The following is a 9,415-nucleotide window of genomic DNA, read 5'->3' on the forward strand; positions in this document are numbered from 1 at the left end:
GTGGGTGGGCCGGACGGGGGAGGTTCGACGCTCACGAGCTCTTCTCCCGGCGTTGGGGTCCCGCGGGGTGCGGGGCGTTCGGTGCGGGTCTCGGCCGAGGCCTCCCCCCGGGACCGGGCGCCGTCGCAGCACGGTGGGTACGGCGGTACACGGCCGGGCGGCCCGGCTCGCCCCTCGCGCTGTGCGCGCGACGAGTCCGGTATGTCCTCGACCCGCCCATTGTGTGCCCGGGGCCCGGCGGACCCGCAAGCTGACGCGGTCGGCCCCCCAGGAGGGGCGGACCGTCCCGGTGCTGCTTAGCGTGACAGGCGTGAGCCAGGACAAACCGCCCGATTCGTCCTCCGTGCGGGGACGCGCGCGCCACGGCTGGGTCGAGGCCCTCGTGGCGGTGCTGACCGGTCTGATCGCCATGGCCGTCGTCGCCGCCCTCGGGCTGCTCGCCGCCGGGGCCTCCGACCTGCCCGACAACGCCTTGCCGCAGGTGGTCGCCGCCGTGGTCGTCATGGCGGTCGGCGGCTCCGTCGACCTCAAGGGCGACGCCGGGGTGATCGGCGACACCGACGCGGGGCTGACCGTGCTCCCACTCTCCGTCACGCTCGTCGGCGCGCTGCTCATCGCCGCCGGGTTTCTGAGGCCGCTGCGGCACCGGGCCGTGGCGAGCACCCGCGAACTGGCCCTGTGGGCCGCCCGGGTGGCCGTGCTGTGGCTCCTGGCGCTCCTCGGCCTGTCCTTCCTCGCGCGTAAACGGTTCACCATCGGGCTCGGGAACGGCGCCATCGGCGACATCGGGGATCTGCTGGGTGCCACGCCCAGGGTCGGCTTCGAGACCGATGTGCCGCTCACCCTGCTCTTCGGGCTGCTCTGGCTGGCCGGACTGCTCTTCCTCGCCCTGGTGGTCTCCCGCAGGGCCCCGCTGCCCGCCCGGCTGCTGCGCTTCCAGGAGTCGGTGCGCCCGGCCGCGTTCGCGATGCTCGTGCTGCTGCTGGCGTATGTGGCGCTGGGCATTGTGGTGGGGCTGGTGGTGGCGGTGGTGCGCGGGCATACGGCCGAGACCTTCGCGGTGGTACTGCTGGGCCTGCCGAACCTCGCCTGGCTCGCCTTCACTCTCGGGCTCGGCACCTCCTGGGAGGGCCGGGTGGACGGGCCGTTCGGGCTGCCCATGCCGCACGTACTGGACCAGGTGCTGCGTACGCCCGACATCTCCACCCTGAATCTGCGCACCCTCGCGGACTACGACGGACGGGTGTGGTGGCTGCTCGTCGCCGCCGCCGTGCTGGTCCTGGCCGCCGGGTTCCTGATGGCGGTCCGCTCGCCCGCCCGGATCCCGGCGTGGCGGCACGCGCTGCACATGGCCCTGGCGCTCGCCCTCACCGTGCTCGCCGTCTGTCTGCTCTCCCGGATCTCCGCGCACTACGGCCTCTCGCTGCTCGGCATCGGAGACCTCGGCGGCGGTCTGTCGGGCCGGGTGTCGCTGACGCCGCGGCTGTGGACGGGGCTGGGCTTCGCGGTGCTGTGGGGGCTGGTGGCGGGATCGCTCGGCAGTCTGCTCGCCCGGCGCGTACGGCGGCGCGGCGAGGTGGAGCCGGCGGTGCCGCCCCCCTCGGAGGGCTCTCCCCAAGAGCCCTCCGGCTGACGCTCACCCCCCGCCCGGGAACACCGGGCGGGCCCACTCGGGCGGTTCGGGCGGCGGCCCCGGCGCACCGGCCACCACCCGCAGGTCCACCCGCGTCGGCGGGTGCCCTCCCGGTCCCACGCCCTTCGCCGCCGCGCGCAGCGCGGCCACGAACGCCAGGCACGAGTCGTACCGGTCGTCCGGGATCTTCGCCAGCGCCTTCGCCATCACCCCGTCGACCCCGGCGGCGATGTCGGGGCGCCGCTCGGTCAGCGCGGGCGGCTGGTCGTACTGGTGCGCCCACAGCAGCGCCATGTCGTCGTCGCGCTGGAACGGCGGGGTGCCCGCCATCGTCTCGTAGACCACGCACGCGAGGCTGTAGACATCGCAGCGGCCGTCCACCGGGCGGCCCGAGATCTGCTCGGGCGCCACGTAGTCGAGGGTGCCGACGAACTGGCCGACCGTGGTGAACCCGGTCAGCGACAGGGACTTCTTCGTCAGGCCGAAGTCGGTGAGGTAGACGTGCTCGGGGTGGTCGCTGTCGGTGCCGGGCGCCACCAGGATGTTGCCCGGTTTCACATCGCGGTGGACGAGGTCGTGCTCATGGGCGGCGTCCAGCGCGGACGCCACCTGGGCGGCGATCCGGGCCGCCGTCGCGACCGGCAGCGGGCCCTCCTGGTCGAGCAGCGCCCGCAGATCGCGCCCGGCGACGTACCGCATGGCGATGTACAGGACACCGTCGGTCTCCCCGGCCTCGAAGACGGGCACGATGTGCGGATGGTCGATCGCGGCGGCCACCCGCGACTCATGGGTGAAACGCCTGCGGAACGTGTCGTTGCGGGCCAGTTCGGGGGCGAGCAGCTTCAGCGCGACCGTCCGCTCCAGACGCAGGTCGCGGGCCCGGTACACCACCGCCATCCCGCCCCGCCCGACCTCCCCCTCGATGCGGTACCCGGCGATCCGCCGTCCGACGAGGTCGGAGGGGCGTCCGGCGTACAGGTCGCTCTCGGGTGCCATCAGGTGTCACCGGACCACGCGCGGCTGCCGTCCACGCCGTCGGGGTACGGCCCGCCGCCGTCCGGGCCGACCACCCGCGTCGCGTCGGCAGGTCCCGGGCCGCCGGCCGGGGAATCGGCGCTCGCGCGCGCCGCGGACGGTGGCGCGGAGGCCGCGAAGGTGCTCAGCCGCGTCCCGTCGCAGTACACCCACCGCTCGTGCTCCGCGTCGTACAGCCACACCGCCTCGCCGTCGACGACGATGCCCGCCCGCAGCCCGTGGGTGCGCCGCCGGAACGTCTCGCCGTCCAGGCGCCCGGCGGCCAGGTCCTCCGCCGCGCCCCGGTAGCGGTTCAGCATGTCCTGGACGCGGGCGAGGAGCGGGCGCGGATCGGCCGTACGGGCCAGGGGCGCGCCCGCGGCCGGCGGCCCCTGCGGGACGGTCACCAGGAGGCGGCCGTCGACCCAGGCCGACCAGGAGTTGGCGCACAGGATGCGGGCCCAGTCGCCCCGCCGGTCGATGAGCTGCACCGGCAACAGCGCGTCCAGCGGCACCGTGGGGCGCCCGGTGTCCGGGCTCTCCCAGGCGGCGAGCCCACCGGGAGGGACGACATGGGTGGGACGGAAGTCCACGGGAGTGCTCATCGGGGCCGCCTACTTCCGCATCACGGCGGGCTCGTGCCGCCGCAGCAGCCGGGCGACCGCGAAGCCGAACAGCACCGACAGGGCCACCAGCATGCCCATGTCGAGCAGCCACACGCCCGCGTCGTGCCGGAAGAGCGGATCCCCGGTCAGTTCGCCCGGCACGATCCTGGACAGCCCGATCGTGCCCGCCATCCCGCCGAGCGCCCATCGGGAGGGCACCAGCCAGGCCAGCTGCTCGATGCCCGGTACGCCGTGCAGCTTCAACAGGGCGCCGCAGAAGACCACTTGGACGATGGCGAGCAGCACCAGCAGCGGCATCGTCACCTCCTCCTTGCGCACCAGCGCCGAGACGAGCAGGCCGAGCATCATGGCCGTGAAGGCGAGCAGGGCCACCGCCACCGTGATCTCCACCAGCGGCGGCATGATCACACCCTTGCCGCCCGGCGCGTTCAGTTTGACGCCGAAGAGGGCCACCAGGGTGAGGACGACGGCCTGCAGGACCGTGATCGTCCCCAGGACCACCACCTTGGACAGCAGATACGCCGATCTGGACAGCCCCACGGCCCGTTCGCGCTGGTAGATCACGCGTTCCTTGACCAGTTCCCGTACGGCGTTGGCCGCGCCGGTGAGCACACCGCCGACACACAGGATGAGCAGCGCGTTCATCGCCGTCTCCTGGGTCAGCCTGCCGCCCGCGAGGGCCCGTGCCATGGCGCCCATGACGAAGGGCAGCGCGATCATGATGGCGAGGAAGGTGCGGTCGGCGCCGAGCGCCGCCGCGTACCGGCGCACCAGGGTGTTCAGCTGGGCGCCCCGGCTCTGTGCCTTGGGCGGCCTGCCGACGACCCGGGCGGCGGCGCCCGGGCCCAGGTGCGGCTGGGTGCTGGAGGCGACCACGTACCGCTGGTGGAAGCGCGAGCGGGCGTAGTCGCCCGCCCAGTCCCGGTCGCGGTCCCGCTCGAAGGCCTCGAACGCCTCCGGCCACTCCGCGAAGCCGAAGAAGTCCAGGGTGTCGCGGGGCGGTCCGTAGTACGCGATGTGCCCGCCGGGCGCGAGGACGAGGATGCGGTCGCAGACGTCGAGGCTGAGGACGCTGTGGGTGACCACGATGACGGTGCGGCCGTCGTCCGCGAGGCCGCGCAGCATGTGCATCACCGAGCGGTCCATGCCCGGGTCGAGGCCGGAGGTGGGCTCGTCGAGGAAGAGCAGCGACGGCTTGGTCAGCAGCTCCAGGGCGACGCTCACACGCTTGCGCTGGCCGCCGGAGAGGCTGTGGATGGACTGGTTCGCGCGCTGTTCGAGGCCGAGCTCGCCGATCACCTCGTCGACCCGGGCGCGGCGCTCCGCCTTGGCGGTGTCCTGCGGGAAGCGCAGCTCGGCGGCGTAGCCCAGGGCCCGGCGCACGGTGAGCTGGGCGTGCAGGATGTCGTCCTGGGGGACGAGCCCGATGCGCTGGCGCAGCTCGGCGTAGTCGCGGTAGAGGTCGCGGCCGTCGTAGAGGACCGTGCCCCGGTCGGCGGGGCGCAGCCCGGTCAGGGCGTTGAGCAGGGTGGACTTCCCGGCGCCGCTCGGGCCGACCACGGCGAGCAGGCACTTCTCGCCCACCGGGAAGGAGACCTGGTCGAGGAGGGTCTTGCGGCCCCGGTCGACGGCGACCGTGAGGTCCTGGACGTCGAGCGAGACCTCGCCGGTGTCCACGTACTCCTGGAGCTCGTCCCCGACCAGGCAGAACGCCGAGTGGCCGACGCCGACGATGTCACCGGGGGAGACCGCGGCGCGGTCGACGGGCTGGCCGTTGAGGAAGGTGCCGTTGTGGCTGCCGAGGTCGACGATCTCGTAGCCGCCGTCGGGGCGGGCGCGCAGTTCGGCGTGCCGGCGCGAGACGATCAGGTCGTCGACGACGAGGTCGTTCTCGGGGGCGCGGCCGATCCGTACCGTCCTGGCGGGCAGCGGCCGTACCGAGGTGGGCCGGCGGAAGGCGCCGGTCGCGGACGGCATGGACACGGCGGACAGCCGCTCGGGCGGGCGGACCCGCGGCGGGGCGCGCCCCACCAGTACGGCGCGCGGGCCGTCGGCCGGGCTGCCGAAGCGGATGACGCTGCCGGGGCCCACACCCCACTCGTGGACGCGGCGCCCGTCGGCATACGTTCCGTTGGTGCTGCCCTCGTCCTCGACCGTCCAGTGGTCGCCCGCGGCGCGCAGCACCGCGTGGTGCCACGAGACGCGGGCGTCGTCGATGACGATCTCGCTGAGGGGGTCGCGCCCGACGTGGTAGTCCCGGCTCGGACTCATCACCGTGGAGCCGGTGTCGGTCTCCAGGACGAGTTCGGGCGCTGTCGGCGCGGCAGACCGCTCTCCCATGGGTGGAATTCTACCTATTGGTCCGTTGGTGTGCCTGGTGATGAGCGAGGCCCCACCGCGATGACCTCCCCTTCACCGCCTCGGCCGTGCCCGCCCCCGGCGCGTCCCGGGGGCGGGCACCGCGTCCTCAGCCGGGCTCGTCCCCGGGCGGCAGGTGCGAGGTCGGAGGGGCCTCGGCCGCCGGGTCGAGGATGCGGTTGAGGAAGTTCCGGGTCCGCTCCTCCCGCGGGGCGCCCACGACCTGCGCGGCCGGACCCTCTTCGACGACGACACCGGCGTCCATGAACACCACCCGGTCCGCGACCTCCCGGGCGAAGCTCATCTCATGGGTGACCACCATCATCGTCATGCCCTCGCCGGCGAGCATCCGCATCACCGCCAGGACGTCCCCGACCAGCTCGGGGTCGAGCGCCGAGGTCGGCTCGTCGAAGAGCATCACCTCGGGGCCCATGGCGAGCGCCCGGGCGATGGCGACGCGCTGCTGCTGGCCGCCGGAGAGCTGCGCCGGATACGCGCCGGCCTTCTCGGCGAGCCCCACCCGCTCCAGGTTCTCGCGGGCCACGGCGGCGGCCTTCGCCCTGTCCCGGCGCAGCACCCGGCGCTGCGGCAGGACCAGGTTCTCGGTCACCGTGATGTGCGGGAAGAGGTTGAACTGCTGGAAGACCATGCCGATACGGCGGCGCACCGCGTCGATGTCGACGTCCAGGTCGGTGACCTCGGTGCCGCCGACGAACACCTGGCCCGCGCTCGGCTCCTCCAGCAGGTTCACACAGCGCAGCAGCGTCGACTTGCCCGACCCCGACGGGCCGATGACGCACACCACCTCGCCACGGGCGACCTCCAGGTCGATCCCGCGCAGCACCTCGTTGTCCCCGAACGACTTGCGCAGCCCGCGGATCTCGATCTCGTTCTGTGGCATCGCTTCCTCACCTCGCCCGGTCGGCACGGGCTTCGAGGCGGCGCACCACGAAGCTCAGCGGCACGGTCACCATCAGGTAGCAGAGCCCAGCGACCAGGATCGGGGTGGAGTTGGCGCTCTGGCTGGCCAGGTCCCTGCCGTACTTGGTCAGCTCCCGCTCCTCCAGGGTCACCCCGAGGAAGAGCACGAGCGAGGAGTCCTTGAAGAGCAGCACCAGTTCGTTGGTCAGGGGCGGGATGACGATCCGGAACGCCTGCGGGATGATCACCGACACCATGGCCCGGGCGTGCGAGAACCCCAGCGAGCGGGCCGCCTCCATCTGGCCCCGGGGCACGGCCTGGATGCCCGCCCTGATGGTCTCGGCCATATAGGCCGCGGCGACCAGACCGAGCCCGAGGGCGACCTTGCCGTACGTACCGCCGGGGATCTCCGTGCCCGGGAAGGCCAGCGGGACCGCCACCCCCACGAAGATGAAGATCAGCAGGGCGGGCAGCCCGCGGAACAGCTCGATGTAGATGCCCGCCACCCAGCGGTAGGGCGCCACCGACGAGAGCCGCATCAGCGCGACGACCAGACCGAGCACCAGGCCGAAGACGAAGCCGGAGAGCGTGTACACCACGGTGTTGCGCAGCGCGATGGTGATGATCTCCGGGAAGAGCTTCGCGACGAGGTCCTTCTGCGCGAACTGGTTCTGCAGCCGGTCCCAGTCGGCCAGCAGCCCGATGGTGACCAGCACCGCCACGAAGACCGCGTACTGGATGCCCTGCGAGACGCGCCTTCGTTGACGCCTCGTCAGGCGGGAGGTCACGACTGGACCTTGGGCAGCGGACCGATCCACTCCTCGTAGATCTTCTTGTACGTGCCGTCCGCCTTGGCATCGGTGATCGCCTTGTCGATGGCGGCGAGCAGCTTGCTGTTGCCCTTCTTGACCGAGAAGCCGTACCGCTCGCCGGTCGCGATGTTCTCCACCAGGGCGAACCGGTCGGCGTTGGCCTTGTCCTTGAGCCAGCCCTGGACCACCGGGTAGTCGATCACCACGGCGTCCACCTGCCCGGTGCGCAGACCGTTGAGTACCGCGTCGGAGCTCTCGAAGGCGACCGGGTTGAAGCCCTTGCCCGTGGCGTAGCTCTCGCCGGTGGTCTCGGCCTGCGCGCCGAGCTTGCGGCCCTTGGCCTTGACGTCGGCGAGCGAGGTGATGCCGCTCTTCTTGGTGACGAGGAGTGCCTGGGTGGCGTCGAAGTACGGGACGGAGAAGTCCACGTTCTTCTTGCGCTCGTCGGTGATGGTCATACCGGCGGCGGCGAGGTCGCACTCGCCGGAGTTGAGGAAGGCACCGGTCTTGAAGTTCTCGAACGGAGTGTCGAGGATCTTCTGTTCGACCTTGAGGTTCTTGGCGACGAGGTCGATCAGGGACACGTCGAAGCCCACGACCTTGCCGTTCCGCTCCGACTGGAACGGCGGATACGGCAGATGGGTGCAGGTGGTCAGCTTGCCCTTCTTGACCACCGGCACCCCGCCGGCGGCCTCCCCGGCGCCGTCCCCGCCCGAGGAGCAGCCGGTGGCGACGAGCAGCAGTCCTGCCGCGGTGGCTGCGGCGGTGGTCAGATTGCGGATACGGTGAGCCGTCCTGGTCACGGTTGACCTCCATCGGTACGGGGGTGGCTGAGGAGCGGAACCGTTCAGCCATGATCGTATGAGACTGGGGGTGACTTCGCCCCCGAACGCGGCAGGCGCGCCGATGACGTCGTCCGGGACACCCGCCTGCCGGGGCACCGGCCGACGGAGTTCCGGGACGCGGGTCAACTTGGCCATCTAGGCTGATCATTGACCGTTCCACCAGGCCCCAGGAGACAACGCCCGTGACCGAGAACCCGGCCCACCTCGACGCTCCCGAGCACGTTCGGAGCAGAATCAACACCTCCCAGCCGCACACGGCCCGGATCTGGAACTACTGGCTCGGCGGCAAGGACAACTACGAGGTCGACCGCGCGGTCGGCGACCAGATCCGCGAGCTCCACCCCGGCATCGGCGACTACGCCCGCGCGGACCGGCTCTTCCTCGGCCGCGCCGTGCGCCACCTGGTGGCCGACCGGGGCATCCGGCAGTTCCTCGACATCGGCACCGGCCTGCCCACCGCCGACAACACCCACGAGGTGGCGCAGAGCATCGCGCCCGAGTCCCGGATCGTCTACGTCGACAACGACCCGCTGGTGCTGGCCCACGCCCGCGCGCTGCTGACCAGCACCCCCGAGGGCCGGACCGACTACCTCGACGCGGATCTGCGCGATGTGGACAGCATCCTGGAACACGCCTCGAAGACGCTGGACTTGAGCCGGCCCGTCGCGCTGATGCTCCTCGGCGTGGTCATCTTCATCGAGGACGACGACCAGGCGTACGGCCTGGTGCGCGACCTCATGGAGCGGCTGGCCCCCGGCAGCTTCCTCGTCCTGTCGCACACGGTGACCCACCCCGGGATGCCGGACGTCGACCAGGCGGTGGCGTTCTGGAACGAGCACGGCACCCCCAAGCTCACCCAGCGCACCCCTGAGCAGACCGCCCGCTTCTTCGACGGGCTGGAGCTCCTGGAGCCCGGTGTGGTCTCCTGCTCGCGCTGGCGGCCCGAGAACCCCGGAGCCGAGGGCGAGCCGGCCGAGGTGGCGATGTTCGGCGGTGTGGGCCGCAAGGCCTGACCTGCGCCGGAGCCGTCTCCTGGGACGACGATGACTCCGCCTTTGCCATTGCGGGGACCTCCCGCCGGGATGTCCCCGCAATGCGCACTTCGTCACCCGGGCGGCTTCACCGCACCTTGGGGCAAGGTTGACCAACACACGGACGGATCGGGAAGGTTGCGGACGTAGGTTCGGCCGCATGGCCCCCACCCCC

Annotated in this window: 8 protein-coding genes; 2 read left to right on the top strand and 6 right to left on the bottom strand. The window is 72.0% G+C overall.

The genetic code is table 11. From position 1 onward, the window contains the following. Nucleotides 1–409: 409 nt before the first annotated feature. Nucleotides 410–1,633: a streptophobe family protein gene (locus tag ACJA3G_RS21520; RefSeq protein WP_406554661.1), complete on the top strand. Its 1,224-nt coding sequence runs from the start codon at nt 410–412 to the stop codon at nt 1,631–1,633. Nucleotides 1,634–1,636: 3 nt separating this feature from the next. Here ACJA3G_RS21520 and ACJA3G_RS21525 read toward each other — a convergent pair whose 3' ends face one another. From ACJA3G_RS21525 to ACJA3G_RS21550, 6 genes are all read right to left on the bottom strand, one after another. Next, nucleotides 1,637–2,629 (bottom strand): serine/threonine-protein kinase, encoded by a 993-nt coding sequence (locus ACJA3G_RS21525; RefSeq protein WP_406554654.1) that lies wholly within the window; start codon nt 2,627–2,629, stop codon nt 1,637–1,639. After that, complete coding sequence (locus ACJA3G_RS21530; RefSeq protein WP_406554655.1) at nt 2,629–3,252, bottom strand: hypothetical protein; 624 nt, start codon at nt 3,250–3,252, stop codon at nt 2,629–2,631. Before ACJA3G_RS21530 ends, ACJA3G_RS21525 begins: the two co-directional genes overlap by 1 nt. Before the next feature lie 9 nt (nt 3,253–3,261). Next, on the bottom strand, nt 3,262–5,613 hold the full coding sequence (locus ACJA3G_RS21535) for an FHA domain-containing protein (RefSeq protein ID WP_406554656.1): 2,352 nt from the start codon (nt 5,611–5,613) through the stop codon (nt 3,262–3,264). A 127-nt stretch (nt 5,614–5,740) separates the two neighbouring features. After that, nucleotides 5,741–6,532 (bottom strand): amino acid ABC transporter ATP-binding protein, encoded by a 792-nt coding sequence (locus ACJA3G_RS21540; protein ID WP_406554657.1) that lies wholly within the window; start codon nt 6,530–6,532, stop codon nt 5,741–5,743. A gap of 7 nt (nt 6,533–6,539) precedes the next feature. Next, nucleotides 6,540–7,340 (bottom strand): amino acid ABC transporter permease, encoded by an 801-nt coding sequence (locus ACJA3G_RS21545; protein ID WP_406554658.1) that lies wholly within the window; start codon nt 7,338–7,340, stop codon nt 6,540–6,542. After that, on the bottom strand, nt 7,337–8,167 hold the full coding sequence (locus tag ACJA3G_RS21550; RefSeq protein WP_406554659.1) for an ABC transporter substrate-binding protein: 831 nt from the start codon (nt 8,165–8,167) through the stop codon (nt 7,337–7,339). The genes ACJA3G_RS21545 and ACJA3G_RS21550 overlap by 4 nt, the downstream gene beginning before the upstream one ends. A gap of 224 nt (nt 8,168–8,391) precedes the next feature. Between ACJA3G_RS21550 and ACJA3G_RS21555 the strand changes: the two genes are divergently transcribed. After that, a complete protein-coding gene (locus ACJA3G_RS21555; protein WP_406554660.1) occupies nt 8,392–9,222 on the top strand; it encodes an SAM-dependent methyltransferase in 831 nt (276 codons plus the stop codon). The last annotated feature ends 193 nt before the right edge of the window (nt 9,223–9,415 follow it).

This window comes from Streptomyces sp. YS-3 (genome assembly GCF_045257485.1).
GTDB lineage: Bacteria > Actinomycetota > Actinomycetes > Streptomycetales > Streptomycetaceae > Streptomyces.

Coding starts and splice junctions, on each gene's coding strand:
- ACJA3G_RS21520 (WP_406554661.1), top strand. CDS start 410: ATGGCCGTCGTCGCCGCCCTCGGGCTGCTCGCCGCCGGGGCCTCCGAC.
- ACJA3G_RS21525 (WP_406554654.1), bottom strand. CDS start 2,629: ATGGCACCCGAGAGCGACCTGTACGCCGGACGCCCCTCCGACCTCGTC.
- ACJA3G_RS21530 (WP_406554655.1), bottom strand. CDS start 3,252: ATGAGCACTCCCGTGGACTTCCGTCCCACCCATGTCGTCCCTCCCGGT.
- ACJA3G_RS21535 (WP_406554656.1), bottom strand. CDS start 5,613: ATGGGAGAGCGGTCTGCCGCGCCGACAGCGCCCGAACTCGTCCTGGAG.
- ACJA3G_RS21540 (WP_406554657.1), bottom strand. CDS start 6,532: ATGCCACAGAACGAGATCGAGATCCGCGGGCTGCGCAAGTCGTTCGGG.